Consider the following 17600-nt stretch of genomic DNA (forward strand, 5'->3'; position numbering starts at 1 on the left):
TCCATGCATTTCGATGAAATCCACAGCAGCCATTTCGTCACCCTCAGCCGCACTCCCTTGCCGCATACGCTGATCGAGCAGGCGCTGGTCAATATCGGCGGCGGCGGCAACGACGGCATGAATTTCCGCAAGCAGGCGCTGGCCGCCGCCGGCTGGAGTTACGACGGCCTGGTGCCGTTCGCCAAGCATCCTGACAAGGCCGCCCAGGCTTTCAACCGCCTGCGGACGGCATTGGCGTCCTATACCAGCGCGGAGGCGCTGATGGCGGCGCTGGAGGCCGAATAAGCCGGCATTGCCAGCGTTTGGCGCGCTGGCGCACAATAGCGCCGCGCCGGAATCCCCCGGCGCTGGCGCGCCCCGCGGGTAGGCGCCGACTGAATCGCCAGGAGGCGCAATGGGCAAGCGGGTTTTCGGCAGCATCGATTCTTTTGTGGAAAGCTCGGAAACGGATCTCAAGCTGGGGCGGCTGGTCGCCAACTTCGGCTTTCTGCGGGCTTTGCTGCGCTACGCCGAGTTCGACGAATTCCACCTGTTTTGCCCGGCGCTGGACAATCTGAAGCTGGTGCAGCGGCGGCTGGAAGCCTGCGTCGACGACGCGCTGCTGTCCCGGGTGGTGTTGTCGCATCATCTCAATGTGCCGGACGCCTTGTCCCGCACCGACTTTTCCGCTTTCCACCTCGGCGACTGGTACTGGTACCTGCCCAAGATGGCGCGCCTGCGCGCGCGCCATGCCAGCCATCCGCTGCCGCTGACCGCGCCCATCCACAGCCTCAACGGCGGCGACATGTTCGACAAGGTGGCGGCGCTGACGGCCGCGCCGCTGCGGCCGGGCGACGCGCTGTTCTGCACCTCCACGCTGGGCCGAGGGGTGGTGGAGCGCCATCTCGATCATGCCTTGTCGTCCGGCGCCGGCAACCGCCCGGCCTGCCGGCTGCTGCCGCTGGGAGTGGAGGAGGAATACTTCGTCCGCCGCGACCGCGCGGCGTGCCGCCAGCAACTGGGGCTGGAGGCCGGCGCTTTCCATCTGCTCTACGTCGGCCGCCTGTCGCCCGCCACCAAGGCCGACCTGGTGCCGCTGCTGTACCTGTTGGCGCGTTTGCGGCTGGAGGCGCCGCGCGTCGATTGGCGGCTGCTGCTGGCCGGCGGCGCCGCGGCCAGCGATCTGGACAACCTGCGGCAGGCCGCGGCGGAGTTGGGGCTGGACGGCGCGGTCACGGTGCTGGGTCCGGTCAGCGACGCGGACAAGCACGCGCTGCTGGCGGCAGCCGACGTGTTCGTGTCGCCGGTGGACAATTATCAGGAGACTTTCGGCATTTCCATCATCGAGGCGATGGCCGCCGGCTTGCCGGTGGTGGCTTCCGATTTCGACGGTTACCGCGATCTGGTGCGCGAAGGCGAGACCGGCTTTCGCATTCCCACGCTCGCCACCCAGCCGCCGCGGGTGGCCGGCGACATGCTGGAGGTGCTGGAGGACAATCTGTCCTCGCTGCTGCACGCGCAAGGCGTGGCGCTGGACATGGAGGCGTTTGGCCGGCGGCTGCTGGAGCTGGCCGCCGATCCCGCGCTGCGCCGCCGGATGGGCGAGCGCGCTCGCGCGGTGGCGTTGGCGGAATATTCCTGGCGCGCCGTGATCCAGGGCTATGACGCCGCCTGGCGCGAACTCAAGCGCGAGGCCGACGCCGCGGGGCTGCAACCGTGGACCGGAACGCCGCGGCCGGACATGCGGGACATATTCCGCGATTATCCGACGCGCCATCTGGAAGGCGGGTTGGCGCTGGAGTTGACCGCCTTGGCCCACGCGGTGCTGCGCGGCGAGCTGCCGATGCCTGCCACCTATGCCGAGGTGGCCTTGCTGAGCAGCGGCGAGCTGCTCAGCCACACGCTGCGGACGCTGCTGGCCGGCCCGCAAACGGTGGCGGCGGTGCGCAGCCAAGTGCAGGCCAGCCTGGCGGTCGCCGCCGACCACGTCGATTACCAGCTCGGCTGGCTGCTGAAGTACGGCCTGCTGCGGCTGCTTGCCTGACGGCGGCGCGTCAGTCGCTGCGGTAGCGGCGGCGGATGGCCTGCAGGCGGCCGTCGGCGCGGATGCGGTTGAGCGCGTCCTGCAGCTGTTTGACCCGTTCCGGCGGGGTGGCGCGGTTGAGCGCGAACCAGTACTCCAGCTTGCCGTCCAGCAGCAGGACCGGGGCCACCGCTTTTTCGGTTTTTCCTTGCAGGCGCAGCTGCCAAGCCATCGCCCAGTCCAGCATGGCCACCAGGTCCAGCCGTCCCAGCTGCAGTTTCTTCAGATTGGTGGCGTCGCTGTGGCCGATGTCCAGCGCGCTGCCGGCTTGCAGGCCCAGCGCGGCGAGCTGGCTGGCGGCGGCCGATCCGGCCAGCGCGCCGTTGTGGTAGCGCAGCAGGTCGTTCGGCGAGGCGATGCGGATGTCGTCGCGCGCGGCCAGCCGGTACAAGTAGATGCGGCGCGGCCCGATTGGCCCCACCCACTGGAAGTGCTGCTCGCGCTCCGGCGTGCGCACGATGGTGTACAGCAGGGTGTCCGGCGTGCTCTCCACCTTGGCATAGGCGCGCAGCCAGGGCAGAACGTCGATGCTGAGCTTGAGGCCGGCTTCCTTGGCGACCAGGCGCAGCACCTCGGTGGAGTAGCCTTGGACGTTGTTGTTCTCAAGGTAGTTGAGCGGCGGCACGTCTTCGGTGTAAGCGTGAATGTCCGCTGCCGCTACTGCCGCCGCGCACCAGCAGCAAGCCGCCGCCAAAACCATCGCGATCTGTCTGGCCACTCTGTTGTTCCCCGATCCCGCTTGTTGTCGTTGCCATAGTGACTATCAGCATAGGAAAGCAAGATTACCATTTTGGCGGCGGCGCGCAGAGGGGGTCAACTGTGGCGGCGGAAGCTCAGCAGCAGCACGTCGCGGCTGCCTTCGCGCGAGGGGTCGAGCTGGGCCACCGGGGTGACGCCGTGCAGCACGCGCTCGTCGTTGACCAGCGCGATGTCGAGGGGATCGCTGAGCGTGAATTCGGCCAGCGGCTGGTGTTCCAGATCGTACAGCTCGGTGGCGCCGTTCACCAGGTTGCGCCGCCGCACCATCATCATCAGCAGGAAGTGCACGCCGTCGCGGTGTATGCCTTCCGGGGTGGGCTTGCCGCGCTCGCGGTTGCGCGCCTCGATGCGGAACTGGTGCGCTTCGATATGCCAGCGGGTGTAAGGCGACAGCTTGCCGAATATCGAGCAGCCCAGCTCCAGCACCGATTGCATGGTGGCGCCCAGCAGGATTTCGTTGCGTATCGGCTCGAAGTGGCGGGCGACGCCGCCGTTGAGCGGATTGTACTGCCGGCTTTGGTAGTGGGGCTGGTGGGCTTCCGCCCGCGCGCGCCGCGCCGAGGGCTCGGCGCTGAGGGTGGCGTGCAGCCGTTGGCGGTAGCTGCCGCCGTCGGCCATGAACTTGTCTTGCCGCAGGTGGTTCCAGCTATCCTGGAACGCTTCCCAATCGGCCAGCGCGCGCGGGTCCTGCAGCAGCAGCAGATCGCGCGACAGCGCGGCCGGCAGCAGGCAGAAGTCGCGGCAGGCCATTTGGCGGCACAGGGCTTCCAGTTGCGCGTCCCGGTCTTGCAGCGCTTGCGGGCGGGGCGCCGTCGGGGTGTTGGCCATGGTTTGTCTTCCTGATTCTTGTTGTTCGCTTGTCGATTGATTTTGCGACATATGAATTTAAAAACAAACACATTTATTCATATTGAATTTTACGATGCCGGACCATCGTCGTTGCCAGGCTGTGCGGCGCGATCCGGCTTGGCGGGAATGGCGCAATGCTGCAAGATTGCCGGGCGGCGCGCGCTGGCGCCATGGTGCTTCCATCACATTACAAGGAGTGAAACAGCTTTATGAGCCTCTGGTTTCCTGTCATCCGCCGTTTCATCGTCGTCCGCATGCTGCTGGCCAGGCCGCGGCTGGTGTGGTCGGCGCTGTTCGGCGCGTTAGTGATCCTGGCGCTGCCCCATGTGGCGGCCATGCACGACGTCACCCGCTATATCGTCGGCTGGAATGCCGGCGCTTGGCTGTATCTCGCGCTGGTGGCCTGGATGATGTTCGGCCCGCGCCAGCAGCAGATCCGCCATTGGGCGCGGCTGGAGGACGAGGGGCAGTGGCTGGTGATGCTGCTGGTGGTGTTGGCGGCGATCGCCAGCCTGGCGGCCATCGTGCTGGAGCTGGCGGTGGTCAAGGACATGAAGGGCTGGCTGCGCGGCGCGCACATTCTGCTGGCGGTGTTGACGCTGCTGTCGTCATGGGCGTTCACCCATGTGATGTTCGCGCTGCACTATGCGCGCGCCTTCTATGCCGAGCATGCCCGCGGCGGTTCGGGCGGATTGGAGTTTCCCGGCACCCGGCTGCCGGATTACGCCGATTTCCTCTATTTCGCCTTCATCATCGGCACGTCGGGCCAGACCGCCGACGTCAGCTTCACCGACAGCCGCCAGCGCCGCGCCGGCACCGCGCATTGCGTGCTGTCTTTCTTCTTCAACGCCACGGTGCTGGCGCTGATGATCAATATCGCAGCCGGACTGATCTAGCCTGCCGCGGCATGCGAAACGCCACCTCGACGGGTGGCGTTTTTGCTTGCGTGGCGCGCTTCAGGCGGCTGGCGGCTCGGTGTCGATGAAGGACTGGCGGGCATACAGCCTTTGCAACAGCGCGTCCAGATTGGGGTGGCTGGCGCGCCAGTCCAATTCCGGCGCGCGGAAGTCCAGGTAACCCAGGCAGCAGCCGACGGCGATGTCGGCCAGGCTGTAGCCGTGGCTGGTGCACCACGGCTTTTCTCCCAGATCCTGCGACAGCGTCGCCAGCGCGCGGGCGATCTTGCCGCGCTGGCGCTCCACCACTTCCTCCATCTGCTTTTCCGGCGGGCGGCGGCGCTCCAGCACGATGGCCACCATCGCGTCGATGATGCCGTCGGCCAGCGCCTCCCAGCGGCGGGTGCCGATCAACTGGCGATTGTCTTGCGGCAGCAGCCGCGACACCGGCGAGCTGTTGTCCAGGTATTCGACAATCACCCGCGAGTCGTACAGCGTGGAGCCGTCGTCCAGCTCCAGCACCGGCACCTTGCCCAGGGGGTTGTACTCCGGGACGCGGCTGTCCGCGCTCCAGGGCGTTTCCTCCTCGAGCGGGCAGTCGATTTTCTTTTCAGCCAGCACGATGCGGACCTTGCGGGCGTAAGGGCTGGTCAAAGAAGCGATCAGTTTCATGTTCAGGGGCGATGGGGAAGTCGGAAGGGGCGCCGGCAAGTGCCGGCCAGAGCTTACTTTAGCGCAAGCCGGCCGGGGCTGAAAGCCTTACTTGAGTTCCACCTTGCCGCTGACCTGCAGTTGCAGCTGGGTCTGACCCGGCTGCAGGTCGGGCTGGCTGACGTTGGATTCGGCGCCGGCCACCGCGGCTTTCATCATCATCACCGGCGGACGGAAGCCGTGGTTTTGCTGGCCGATGTCCAGTTGCTGGATGTTGACGGCGTTCTTGCCCAGCGCGCGCGCCGCCACTTCGGCCTGGTTTTTCAGGTTGGCGATCGCTTCCGGAATCATGCCCTGCTCGGCGTTGCGGCGTGCTTCGTCGGAGACGCCGAATTGCACGCCTTCCAGCAGCATGGTCTGTTGCAGTTTGGCGATCAGCTCGGCGGCCTGGGCAAAGTCCTTGCTCTTCAGCTGGATCTCGGAGCGGCCTTGCCAGCCGGTGATCTTGCCGTTCTTGTCGTAGCTGGGCCAGGTGCTGTAGCTGCCGCTGGACAGTTGCACGTCCTTGTAGCCGCGGCCGATGGCCAGGCCGTTGGCGGTGGCCTTGTTCAGCCTATCGGCCAGTACCGCGGCCTGGCTGTTGCTTTGTTGCACATACAGGGTGGCGCTGATCTGGTCGTTGGCGATGTCGCGCTGGGCGCTAGCCGACAGGTTCAGCTGGATGCCTTCGGCGGCGGCGGGAAGGGAGGCGGCCAGCAGGCAGCACATCAGCATGGGTTTGAGGCGGGACTTTTTCATTCTGGCTCCTTGGCGAGGTGTGCGGGAAGTAGACTCCGCTTCGATCGGCTTGGCAAGAGCGGGTTCCATGCGGCCGGCGTGAAAATGACCGGCCGCCAATGCGAAACGGCCCGCGAGGGGCCGTTCGGACTGCCGCTGTTGCGGCGGCTCAATCTATGTATTCGTAGCCGGGCAGGGTGAGGAATTCGACGAAGTCGTCGGAGGTGGTCAGCAGGTCGAACATCCTGGCGGCGTCCTCGTATTGTTTGCTCCAGCGGCTGCCGTACTCGTCCTTCAGCTTGGCCACTTCGCGCGCCTGCAGTTCGCGGAACAGCTCCAGCGTCACCTTGCGGCCATCGTCCAGCACGCCTTTGGGGCTGCGCAGCCACTGCCAGATCTGCGAGCGCGAGATTTCAGCGGTGGCGGCGTCTTCCATCAGATTGTGGATCGGCACGCAGCCGTTGCCGGAAATCCAGGCGCCCAGGTATTGGATGCCGACATTGATGTTCATGGCGAGGCCGGCTTCGGTGATCGGCGTTTCCGGCTGGAAATTCAACAGGTCGGCGGCGGTTACGGCCACGTCCGGGCGCTGCTTGGCGATCTGGTTGGGCGCGTCGCCCAGCACCGCGCTGAAGGCGGCGTCGGCGATAGGCACCAAGCCCGGGTGGGCCACCCAGCCGCCATCGTAGCCGTCGGTGGCGTCGCGGTCCTTGTCGGCCTTGACGCCGGCCAGCGCCTTTTCGTTGGCGGCGGCGTCGTTCTTGATCGGGATCAGCGCCGCCATGCCGCCGATGGCCGGCGCGTGGCGCTGGTGGCAGGTTTTCAGCAGCAGCAGCGCGTAGGCGCGCATGAAGGGCACCGTCATGGTGATTTGCGCGCGGTTGGCCAGGCAGAAGTCGCGGTTCTGCCTGAATTTCTTGATGCAGCTGAAAATGTAGTCCCAGCGGCCGGCGTTGAGGCCGGCGGAATGCTCGCGCAATTCGTACAGGATTTCATCCATTTCGAAGGCGGCGAGGATGGTCTCGATCAGCACCGTCGCCTTGATGGTGCCTTGCGGGATGTTCAATTCGTTCTGGGCGAACACGAACACCTCGTTCCACAGCCGCGCTTCCAGATGGCTCTCCATCTTCGGCAGGTAGTAATAAGTGGCGCTGCCGTGTTCGCGCAGGTGGCGGATGTTGTGGAAGAACGACAGACCGAAGTCGAACAGGCTGCCGGACACGATCTCGCCGTCTACCTTGACGTGCTTCTCCATCAAATGCCAGCCGCGCGGGCGCAGCAGCAGAGTGGCGATGGTGTCGTTCAATTTGTATTGCTTGCCCTCGGGGCTCGCGTAGGAAATGGTTTTGCGGTAGGCGTCGCGGACGTTGATCTGGCCGGCGATCTGGTTGTCCCAGCTCGGGCAGTTGGAGTCCTCGAAGTCGGCCATGAAGCTTTTGGCGCCGGAGTTCAGCGCGTTGATCATCATCTTGCGCTCCACCGGGCCGGTGATTTCCACGCGGCGGTCCAGCAGGTCCTGCGGCAGCGGCGCGATTTTCCAGTTGCTTGCGCGCACGGCGGCGGTTTCTGGCAGGAAGTCCGGCAGCTTGCCAGCGTCCAGCTCGGCCTGGCGCGCGGCGCGGGCGGCGATGCGCTCGCGGCGCGTCGGCTCGAAGCGGCGATGCAGCTTGGCGACGAAGGCCAGCGCCTCGGGAGTGAGGATTTCGGCGTAGGCCGGGGTGATGTCGGCGAAGATTTCCACGCCCTGCGGAAGGTTGACTGCCATGCGCGCGCTCCTGAGTAGAGAAGATGACATGATGATGCTGCAATGCAATGTTTGACAGTCTATTCGCCAGCCAAGTAAAAAGAAATGGCATGAATTGCACAACATTTTTTACTTTTAGGTAGCGAATGAGCGAGCTGAAACAGCTGGAGACCTTTGTCGCGGTGGTGGGGCTGGGCAGCCTGTCGGCCGCGGCGCGGCAGTTGGGCGTGGTGCCGGCGATGGTGGGGCGGCGTTTGGACGCGCTGGAAGAGCGGCTGGGCGTGCGCCTGCTGGCGCGCAGCACCCGCCGCGTGGCGCCGACGCAGGAGGGCGAAGCGTTTTATGAAGACTGCCAACGAATACTGGCCGATCTGACAGAGGCGGAGGCTGCAGCGGCATCCGGCAGCGGCAAGGCGCGCGGCCATCTGCGGCTATCGGCGCCGGCCGGTTTCGGCCGCCGCCACGTGGCGCCGCATGTCGCCGATTTCCAGCGCCTGCATCCGGAAGTGAAAGTGACGCTCGACCTGTCCGATCGGCTGGTGGATTTGCAGCGCGACCGCATCGATTGCGCGATCCGCATCTCCGACCTGGCCGATTCCGGCCTGGTGGCGATCCGGCTGGCGGAGAACCGCCGCGTGGTGGTGGCAGCGCCGGCCTACCTGGCCGAGCATGGCGTGCCGCGCGCCCCGGCCGATCTGCAGCATCACCAGTGCCTGTCGCTGGGAGAGAGCCAGAGCCGCGGCTGGAGCTTCGCCGTGGATGGCCGGCCGGTGAACCTTAAGGTGGCCGGCGCGCTGGAATGCAATGACGGCGCGGTGCTGCACGACTGGGCGCTGCAAGGCCTGGGCCTGGCCTGGCGCTCGTTGTGGGAGGTGAAGGAGGACCTGTCCGAGGGGCGGCTGCTGACGGTGCTGGACGATTTCGCCTCGCCCGATTACCCGGTGTGCGCGGTGGTGCAGCAACGGCGGCTGCTGCCGGCGCGGGTGCGCCGCTTCGTCGATCATCTGCGCGCCGCCTACGCGGCGCCCGGATATTGGGATTGAGCGCGCCGCCGCCTCTTGCTAAGGTACGGGCTGCCCCGGGCTGGCCAAAGACAACAATGAACAAATACCATCAAATTTATTCCGAAATCATCGCCGATATCGATAATCAGCGCTTCGCGCAAGGCGACAAGATTCCCTCCGAGTCCGAGCTGATGCGCAGCTACGAGGCCAGCCGCGGCACCGTGCGCAAGGCGGTGGACCTGCTGCAGGAACGCGGCTACGTGCAGAAGATACACGGCAAGGGCGTGTTCGTGCTCAAGCCGGGCAATATCGAGTTCCAGCTGAGCGGCATCGTCAGCTTCCAGGAAATGAACGAGCGGATGGGGCGCCAGGTGGTGTCGCAAGTGGCGGAGCTGGCGGAACAGCCCGCCGACGCGGCGCTGGCCAAGGCCACTGGCCTGGCGGAGGGCACCCGCATCGTCAAGATCAAGCGGGTGCGCAATATCGACGGCGAGAACGTGATCCTGGACATCAACCACTTCGTCGCCGGCCTTGTGCCCGGCCTGAACGCAGACATCGCCGCCGGCTCCATCTACCGCTACATCGAGCAGGATCTGGGGCTGACCATCAGCTACGCCCAGCGCATCATCGAAGCCCAGCCCTGCAACGACGACGACCGCCGCTATCTGGACCTGAACGGCATGGACCACGTGATCGTGGTCAAAAACTTGACCCACCTCTACGACGGCCGGCTGTTTGAATACACCGAATCGCGCCATCGCTTGGATAAGTTCTATTTCACGGATATTGCGAGGCGGTAGCGTTTTCCCTCTGTGTGACGGTGTGCGGAAACTGGCCACACTCAAGTTCATTTGGCTGAAATGATGGAAATTGTGGTCTATTTCCTTTTTTCGGCGGGCGAAGACTAGAGAGTCGGCAGGAGTGACGGGTTATGCGTTATGCGCTTGGTGCATGTCGTCTTGAGCCACGCCACTTAAAGGAATGCAATCCCCCCTCAGGAGTCTTCTGCAGGCGCTGCATTGACTCGGGAGACACATCAACTTCTCCATAATGCCCATCGGACATGGTGACTTTTTCATAAACCGCTCACTCACACGTCCAGCTTAAGGACTACCACATGTGTGGCTAGCCAATAAATGGAGAACATCATGGTGCAAATTTATTGCAATCACTTTGTCGGTAAAAAACTCACCCCAGGATTTTACGAAGCAATACTCCAGCCCGATGGTGATCAAGAGCATCACATAGTTGAAAGGATAAATGAAGAAAATGCCCGTACCGCACTAAGCAAGACAAAACCACCTCGTAACTATACGACGATCGGAACTAAAGAGATGTGGAGCAACGTAATTGAGAATTATATCAAAACAAACAAACTGAATTTTACCATCCGCAATCCAATATTCATAAAATGCAATGAAACCGGTGGTTTACAGACCGCAACTATTACTCCACTAGGAGGGTTAACGTTGAGCAATGCTGGGCCATTGAATCTTTGCCTAACTTTTTACCAATCCAACGCAAGTCAAATAGCTCCAATACTCAAGTGGTCATTTGACCATCGATAATAATCAAGTGCAAAAAGCCCGAGGCACTAACCCCGGGCTTTTTCATACACCGCGTACCCCAGACGCTGCCATGATTTCGGCGACCCGGCGGAACTCCCGGCCTGGCCGGGATTCCGCCCTACAGGAGGCGGTTCTGTACCACGTACCCCGGATATTACCATTGATGGTTGCAACCCGGCGGAACGCCCGGCTTGGCCGGTTCCGCCCTACGACAGGCGGTTTTGTAGGGTGGATGCCCCGCAGGGGCGATCCACCGCCGATGGCAGAATAGATTGAATGAGTCAGGCGCGGCGCGGAGTCATCCGCCCGGGCCTTCGTCTTTTCGCTGTTGCGAAATGGCGGCAGTCGTTTTGACTTTTCGCAAACTCGTATGTACGAGTGTTGACCAACTTGTATGTACGAGTTAACTTGACCGCGATTGTCATGTGGACAATCGCCACGAACAGGCGGATTTCCGGCATTGTGCCGGGAGCGAATCCACCGCCGCGACAAGGGACAGGGGAGAGACGATGAGTCACGACTACCAAGCGATCGCCGCGCAGATACTGCAAAACATCGGCGGAGCGGCCAATATCCGCCAGGCGGCGCATTGCCTCACCCGGCTGCGCATCTCATTGCATGACGAAACCAAGGTGCAGGGCGAGGCGCTGCGCCAGGTGGCGCTGGTGAAGGGCCACTTCAGCAATGCCGGCGTGTTTCAGATCGTCATCGGGGCCGGCGACGTGGACCGCGTCTACGCCGAAATGGTGAAGCAGGGCGGCGTGGCCCGCGCCACCATCGCCGATGTGAAAGCCAGCGGCGACGAAAAACAGAACCGGCTGCAGCAACTGGTCAAGGTGTTCTCCGACGTGTTCATGCCGATATTGCCGGCCATCGTCATCGCCGGCCTGTTGATGGGCGCCAACAATCTCTTGGGCGCCAAGGGCATGTTCATCGAAGGCAAGAGCCTGCTGGACGCCTATCCGGGTCTGTCGGGCTTGTGGGGGCTGATCAATATGATGGCCAACACCTCTTTCGTGTTTTTGCCGGCGCTGGTGGGCTGGTCGGCGGCCAAGCGCTTCGGCGGCAGCGAGATTCTCGGCATCGTGCTGGGTCTGTTACTGGTGCATCCGGACTTGCTCAACGCCTGGAACTACGGCAAGGCCGCGGCCGGGCTGGACGGCGCGTCGGTGCCGTACTTCGACCTGTTCGGCCTGCATATCGAGAAGGTGGGCTACCAGGGCCAGATCCTGCCGATCCTGGCCGCCGCCTGGGTGATGTGCCGCGTCGAGCTGTGGCTGCGGCCCAGGGTACCCAACGCGGTGCAGTTGCTGGTGGTGCCCATCGTCACCATCGCGGTCAGCGGCTTCCTGGCGCTGGCGGTGATCGGCCCCTTGGCCCGCCATCTGGGCATCGCCGTCACCGACGCGCTGGTCTATGTGTTCAACCTGGCGCCGTGGCTGGGCGCGGCATTGTTCGGCGCGCTGTACGCGCCGCTGGTGCTGACCGGCATGCACCATATGTTCATCGCGGTGGATCTGCAGTTGATTTCCAGCCAGGGCGGCACCTTCATCTGGCCGATGATCGCGCTGTCCAACATCGCCCAGGGCAGCGCCGCGCTGGCGATGTTCTGGCTGGCCAGGAACGCCAACGACAAGAACATGGCGTCCACTTCCGCGGTATCGGCCTTCTTCGGCATCACCGAACCGGCGATGTTCGGCGTCAATCTGCGCCACAAGCTGCCTTTTTATGCGGCGCTGGCCGGTTCCGCCTGCGCGGCGGTGCTGATCAGCCTGGGCCACGTCAAGGCGTCGGCCATCGGCGTCGGCGGTCTGCCGGCCTTCATCTCCATCATTCCGCAGTACATCCCGCTGTTCCTCGTGGGCATGCTGGTGGCGCTGATCGTGCCCTTCGGCCTGACCTGGCTGCTGGCGCGCCGCCAGTTGGCCGCGGCCGCCCAAGCGGAGGCCGCGCAGCATGCCTAAGGACATGAAACAGGTGGTGGTGTACCAGATTTACCCCAAGAGCTTCAGCAGCCACCGCAACCAAGCCACCGGCGATCTGCTGGGCGTGGTGGACCGGCTGGACTACCTGGCCTGGCTGGGCGTGGACTATCTGTGGCTGACGCCGTTCTACCGCTCGCCGCAGCATGACAACGGCTACGACGTCAGCGATTACTACAGCATCGATCCGGCCTACGGCAGCATGGAAGACTTCGAGCTGCTGCTGGCGGAGGCCAGTCGGCGCGGCATCGGCGTGATGCTGGACATCGTGGTCAACCACACCTCCACCGAGCACGCCTGGTTCCAGCAGGCGCTGCAGGGCAGGGACAACCTCTACCGCGATTTCTACATCTGGCGCGATGCGCCCAACAACTGGCAGTCCAAGTTCGGCGGCAATGCCTGGGAGAAGGACGAAGCCAGCGGCCAGTATTACCTGCACCTGTTCGACAAGACCCAGGCCGATCTGAACTGGGACAACCCGGCGCTGCGCCAGGCGGTGTTCGAGATGATGCGTTTCTGGCGCGACAAGGGCGTGGCCGGCTTCCGGCTGGACGTGATCAACCTGATCTCCAAGGACCCGGCCTTCTCCGAGGATGACAGCGACGGCCGCCACTTCTACACCGATGGTCCGCGCGTGCATGAATACTTGCAGCAGATGCACCGCGAAGTGTTCGCCGGCCATGAGCTGATGACGGTGGGCGAGATGTCGTCCACCTCGCTGGAGCATTGCATCGCCTACAGCCGGCCGGATCGGCGCGAGCTGAGCATGACCTTCAACTTCCACCATCTGAAGGTGGATTACCCGGATGGCGAGAAGTGGCGGCCGGGCGAGGTGGACTTCATCGCGCTCAAGCGCATCCTGTCCGACTGGCAAACCGGCATGCACGCCGGCGGCGGCTGGAACGCCTTGTTCTGGTGCAACCACGACCAGCCGCGCGCGTTGTCCCGTTTCGGCGACGACCGCCGCTACCGGACCGAGTCCGCCAAGATGCTGGCCACCGCGCTGCACGGCCTGCAGGGCACGCCCTATATCTACCAGGGCGAAGAGATCGCCATGGCCAACCCCGGCTTCGCCGATATCGGCCAGCTGCGCGACGTGGAAAGCCTGAACGCCTACCGCCAACTGCTGGAAGAGGGCTTGAGCGACGGCGAGGCGATGGCGGTGATCCGCCAGCGCTCGCGCGACAACGCCCGCACGCCGATGCAGTGGGACGATGGCGTCAACGCCGGCTTCAGCGCGGCCGAGCCGTGGATGGCGGTGGCGCCGGATGCCGGCACTGTCAACGTCGCCACCGCTATCGGAGACCCCAACTCCGCCGTGCACCACTATCGTCGGCTGATCCAGCTGCGCAAGCGGTATCGGGTGTTCGCCGACGGCGACTACCGCTGCCTGACGCCCGACCATCCCAGCCTGTGGGTCTACACCCGCCGCTGCGACGACGAAATGCTGCTGGTCATCAACCACTTCGGCGCCGACAACATCCATTACCAGCCGCCGCCGGACGCCGTGCCGGAAGGCTGGGCGCTGGAGCTGCTGCTGTCCAACCACCCGCCGCATGCCGACGGCCAACTGAGGCCCTGGCATTCGCTGCTGTACCGGGCCGCGCCGCCAAGCGCTTCTTAACCGCCCCCGCATCCGAATACCGCTTTCATGCCGGCCGCCAGGCTGGCAGGGCGGAGCTTTGCCCGCGCCTGGCGCGCGACCATCGATAAGTACAAGGAGACAAGAATGAGGACGAAAACGATAAGCTGGCTGTGCGTGCTGCTGCCGCTGGGGCATGGCCTGCCGGCCTGGGCGGACGATGCGCCCGCCGCCGCGCCGGCGCCGCAGATCAACGCCGAGCAGTTGAGCGGCGCGGTGAAGAAGGCGCTGGACGACATGGGCTTTCAGTTCGACGGTTATCTGCGCAGTGGCTTCTACGGCAGCGCCGGCGACAATCTGCCCAAGGGCCAGTACCAGCTGGGCGGCGATCTGCAGCATTTCCGCCTGGGCAACGAGGGCGACACCTATATCGAGTTCGGCGTCGGCAAGAAATGGACGCTGGGCAACGGCGTCAGCTGGGGCGCTTACGTGATGCCCACCATCTACAACGGCAAGACCAGCGCTTCGCAGGTCTACGGCTACATCAGCGGGCTGGAATTCGCGCCCAACCTGACGCTGTGGGCCGGCCAGCGCTACCATCGCGTCCAGGACATCCACATTCTGGACAACTGGCTGATGCAGGATGGCGACAACTACGGCGCCGGCGTGGACGGCATCGCTGTCGGCAAGGCCAGGCTGAACCTGTCGGTGTCCTCGTCCGGCAGCTACGCCAACGACAACGCCACGCCCAACAACGCGCGCCGCGCCAATTTCCAGCTGGCCGGCATCGAAACTAACCCGGGCGGCAACCTGACGCTGACCGGCGCGGCGATAGGCGGCGATTTCGCCATCGGCAAGCCCGGCGCGGCGCTGGGTTTGTTGCACAACCAGAAGGACTTCCTGGCTCAGGGCGTTAACAACTCGCTGTTCCTGCAGGCTTCCAGCGGCCACGCGTCCTTGTCCGGCGAATTCTACAATCTGGACAGCAACGGCGCGGCGCAGGCCGGCGCGCGGCAGAGCCGCATCGCCGAAGTGGTGGACTGGCAGCGCGGACGCTTCGGCGGCCAGGCGGTGCTGGGCTGGCAGAGCGTGGCGCCGGACAACGCCGCCAAATACCGCGACGCCACCCTGGGCGGCCGGCTGTCCTACGGCGTGGCGGCCAACGTCAAGCTGCTGACCGAGATCGGCCTGACCAGCCGCGATACCGACAATCAGCCCTTGCAACGGTTGAACAAGGCGACGCTGGCGCTGGCCTTTGCGCCGAATACCGATTTCTGGACTCGGCCGGAATTGCGGGTGTACGCCAGCCATTACAACTGGAACAACGCGGCGGCGCAGGCCAATCTGACCAGTTTCGCGGTGGGCGGCCGCACCCAGGCCACCACTTTCGGCGTGCAGATAGAGGCGTGGTGGTAGCGCGGGGCGGCGTTCTTTTGTAAAGAAAGTTTACCGTGCCGCGGTCTTTGCCGCGGCACTTTGCCGTCCGGCGCCGGTCTGTCGCTATAGGCGCAGGTGAAGGAGAAGGCGATGAAAGGCGTATGGATGGGCGGCTTGGCGGCCTTGTCGTTGCTGTCGGGCTGGAGCAGGGCGGAGGATGGCGCCGCCGCGGCATCGGCGCCGCGCGTGCAGCTGGAATGTTTGCCGGCCGCCGATGCCGCCGGCGGCTGGCAGGACTGGCTGGCGACGCGTCTGTCCTTGCGCGGCCTGGAAGTCGGCGCGCCGCCGCTCTGGCGGCTGTGCTTCACCGAGGAGGTGGAGCGGCAATGGGTGGAGCGGCCGGTGGACTGGCGCTACGACGGCTACTGGGGGCAGCCGCCGTATCGGCTGGAGAGTTGGCCGGCCTTGGCGCTGACGGTGAAGAACGCCGACGGCGCGGTGTTATGGCAGGGACGGGAGCGGCTGGGAGAGGGAGAAAACCGGCGGCAACAGTTGGAACAGGCGGCGCGCCGGCTGCTGGAGCGGATGCCGATGCCGTAAGAAGTTCTTGTTATGACTAATGAATTTTAGGTTGTAAGCCATTGCGGATTTCCCGTATTGTCGCCATGGCGTCCTGCTGTACTATCGGAAACCTTCGCTGACACGGCCTGCAAACGACAGGGCGGCGGCGCAGGGACAAATCAGATCACAACAGCCGAATCCGAGCATGAGGCGCCCGCCTGGACAGCGGGCGTCTCGTCGTTTCAGCCAGCCGCGGCCAAGCGCAGCGGCGGGCGGGCCGGTATCGGCGACATACGGGATATGTAGACAATGAGTTTGATGCGCAAGAAGAGCGTCCAGGGAATGCTGGAAACCGCTCAGACTTCGCGCGGGCTGCGAAAAGAGCTCTCCGCGTTCGACCTTACCATGCTGGGCATCGGCGCCATCATCGGCACCGGGATTTTCGTGCTCACCGGCACCGGCGCCACCATCGCCGGCCCCGGCCTGGTGCTTTCCTTCGTCATCAGCGCCTTCGCCTGCGGCTTCGCGGCGATGTGCTACGCCGAATTCGCCTCCATGCTGCCGATTTCCGGCTCCACCTACACCTACGCTTACGCCACCCTGGGCGAGCTGATCGCCTGGATCATAGGCTGGGACCTGTTGCTGGAATACCTGCTGGCCTCGTCGGCGGTGTCGGTCGGCTGGTCCGGCTACTTCCAGAGCCTGCTGTCCGGTTTCGGCGTCACGCTGCCGCAGGCGCTCACCGCCGCCGCCGGCTCGGTGCCGGGCAAGGAAACCCTGTTCAATCTGCCGGCCTTCTGCATCGCGATGATCATCACCGGGCTGTTGGCCTTCGGCATCAAGGAGTCCAAGCGCGTCAACAATATCGTGGTGCTGATCAAGGTGGCCGTGGTGCTGCTGTTCATCGCCATCGGCGTCTGGCACGTCAAGCCGGTCAACTGGCAGCCGGCGCTGCCGTTCGGCTTCTCCGGCGTGTTCCACGGCGCCGCCATCGTCTTCTTCAGCTTCATCGGCTTTGACGCGGTCACCTGCGCGGCGGAAGAAGTGAAGAACCCGGCCAAGGACATCCCGCGCGGCGTGATCTGGTCGCTGGCGGTGTGCTCCATCCTGTACGTGGTGGTGGCCGCCATCATGACCGGCATCGTGCCCTACATGCAGTTCGCCGGCGTCGACCATCCGGTGTCGCTGGCGCTGCAGGTGGCCAAGCTGGACTGGTTCGCCGGCTTTGTCGACCTGGGCGCGATCCTGGGCATGATGACTGTGATTCTGGTGATGACCTACGGCCAGACCCGCATCCTGTTCGCGATGAGCCGCGACGGCCTGCTGCCGAAGATCTTCTCCGATGTGAATCCGAAATACGGCACGCCGTACAAGGCCACCTGGCTGATCGGCACCATCATCGCGCTGCTGGCCGGCTTCGTGCCGCTGCACACGCTGGCCGAGCTGGTCAACATCGGCACGCTGGCGGCCTTCTCGCTGATCGCGCTGTCGGTGATCGTGCTGCGCAAGCGCGAACCGAACCTGCCGCGCAAGTTCGTCTGCCCGGCGGTGCCCACCATTCCGGCGCTGGCCATCCTGTGCTGCGGCTTCCTGATGACCCAGCTGTCGCTGCTGACCTGGACCTGCTTCGCCGCTTGGCTGGTGATCGGCCTGGTGGTGTACTTCGGCTACTCACGGCGCAATTCGCTGCTGCACAATCCGGCGTGACGCGCATTCCGGTCCACGGCCGGATGACGAAAAAAGGCGAAACCGTCATCGGTTTCGCCTTTTTTGTTTCTTTGCGAGAGG

16 protein-coding genes are annotated in these 17600 nt (G+C 64.4%); 11 read left to right on the forward strand and 5 right to left on the reverse strand.

The annotated features are described in order from the left end of the window. The first annotated feature begins 3 nt into the window (after positions 1–3). Both U6115_RS07875 and U6115_RS07880 read left to right on the forward strand, forming a co-directional pair. Positions 4–285 (forward strand): hypothetical protein, encoded by a 282-nt coding sequence (locus tag U6115_RS07875; RefSeq protein ID WP_043574520.1) that lies wholly within the window; start codon positions 4–6, stop codon positions 283–285. Between the two features lie 109 nt (positions 286–394). Then, on the forward strand, positions 395–2023 hold the full coding sequence (locus tag U6115_RS07880; protein ID WP_043574523.1) for a glycosyltransferase family 4 protein: 1629 nt from the start codon (positions 395–397) through the stop codon (positions 2021–2023). Between the two features lie 10 nt (positions 2024–2033). Here U6115_RS07880 and U6115_RS07885 read toward each other — a convergent pair whose 3' ends face one another. Beyond that, on the reverse strand, positions 2034–2780 hold the full coding sequence (locus U6115_RS07885) for a substrate-binding periplasmic protein (protein ID WP_230623351.1): 747 nt from the start codon (positions 2778–2780) through the stop codon (positions 2034–2036). A gap of 95 nt (positions 2781–2875) precedes the next feature. Continuing rightward, complete coding sequence (locus tag U6115_RS07890) at positions 2876–3649, reverse strand: 2OG-Fe dioxygenase family protein (protein WP_047243459.1); 774 nt, start codon at positions 3647–3649, stop codon at positions 2876–2878. 230 nt (positions 3650–3879) lie between these two features. Between U6115_RS07890 and U6115_RS07895 the strand changes: the two genes are divergently transcribed. Continuing rightward, positions 3880–4566, forward strand: a complete 687-nt coding sequence (locus U6115_RS07895) for a DUF1345 domain-containing protein (protein ID WP_043574525.1) — start codon at positions 3880–3882, stop codon at positions 4564–4566. A gap of 60 nt (positions 4567–4626) precedes the next feature. Here the strand turns inward: U6115_RS07895 and U6115_RS07900 are convergent, their stop codons facing one another. From U6115_RS07900 to aceB, 3 genes are all read right to left on the reverse strand, one after another. Further along, positions 4627–5238, reverse strand: coding sequence for a glutathione S-transferase (locus tag U6115_RS07900; protein ID WP_043574528.1), 612 nt, complete (start codon positions 5236–5238; stop codon positions 4627–4629). Between the two features lie 87 nt (positions 5239–5325). After that, entirely contained in the window at positions 5326–6015 is a 690-nt protein-coding gene (locus U6115_RS07905) for an SIMPL domain-containing protein (RefSeq protein WP_043574530.1), read from the reverse strand. Between the two features lie 148 nt (positions 6016–6163). Beyond that, entirely contained in the window at positions 6164–7759 is a 1596-nt protein-coding gene (gene aceB / locus U6115_RS07910) for a malate synthase A (RefSeq protein WP_043574533.1), read from the reverse strand. A gap of 125 nt (positions 7760–7884) precedes the next feature. Between aceB and U6115_RS07915 the strand changes: the two genes are divergently transcribed. The 8 genes from U6115_RS07915 to U6115_RS07950 all read left to right on the forward strand — a co-directional run bounded on the left by U6115_RS07915 (position 7885) and on the right by U6115_RS07950 (position 17519). After that, a complete protein-coding gene (locus tag U6115_RS07915; protein ID WP_043574535.1) occupies positions 7885–8781 on the forward strand; it encodes a LysR family transcriptional regulator in 897 nt (298 codons plus the stop codon). Positions 8782–8837: 56 nt separating this feature from the next. Then, a complete protein-coding gene (treR, locus tag U6115_RS07920; protein WP_043574538.1) occupies positions 8838–9542 on the forward strand; it encodes a trehalose operon repressor in 705 nt (234 codons plus the stop codon). A gap of 348 nt (positions 9543–9890) precedes the next feature. After that, positions 9891–10310 carry a hypothetical protein gene (locus U6115_RS07925; RefSeq protein ID WP_146008354.1) on the forward strand — a complete coding sequence of 140 codons (420 nt, stop codon included), beginning with the start codon at positions 9891–9893 and terminating at the stop codon, positions 10308–10310. A 509-nt stretch (positions 10311–10819) separates the two neighbouring features. After that, positions 10820–12274 (forward strand): PTS system trehalose-specific EIIBC component, encoded by a 1455-nt coding sequence (gene treP, locus U6115_RS07930; RefSeq protein WP_043574544.1) that lies wholly within the window; start codon positions 10820–10822, stop codon positions 12272–12274. Next, positions 12267–13916, forward strand: a complete 1650-nt coding sequence (treC, locus tag U6115_RS07935) for an alpha,alpha-phosphotrehalase (protein ID WP_043574547.1) — start codon at positions 12267–12269, stop codon at positions 13914–13916. The genes treP and treC overlap by 8 nt, the downstream gene beginning before the upstream one ends. Before the next feature lie 105 nt (positions 13917–14021). Beyond that, on the forward strand, positions 14022–15290 hold the full coding sequence (locus tag U6115_RS07940; RefSeq protein ID WP_052258015.1) for a carbohydrate porin: 1269 nt from the start codon (positions 14022–14024) through the stop codon (positions 15288–15290). 111 nt (positions 15291–15401) lie between these two features. Further along, positions 15402–15851 (forward strand): hypothetical protein, encoded by a 450-nt coding sequence (locus U6115_RS07945; RefSeq protein ID WP_043574550.1) that lies wholly within the window; start codon positions 15402–15404, stop codon positions 15849–15851. Positions 15852–16121: 270 nt separating this feature from the next. After that, positions 16122–17519, forward strand: coding sequence for an amino acid permease (locus U6115_RS07950; protein ID WP_043574553.1), 1398 nt, complete (start codon positions 16122–16124; stop codon positions 17517–17519). Positions 17520–17600: the final 81 nt, after the last annotated feature.

This window comes from Chromobacterium subtsugae (genome assembly GCF_035919665.1).
Lineage (GTDB): Bacteria > Pseudomonadota > Gammaproteobacteria > Burkholderiales > Chromobacteriaceae > Chromobacterium > Chromobacterium subtsugae.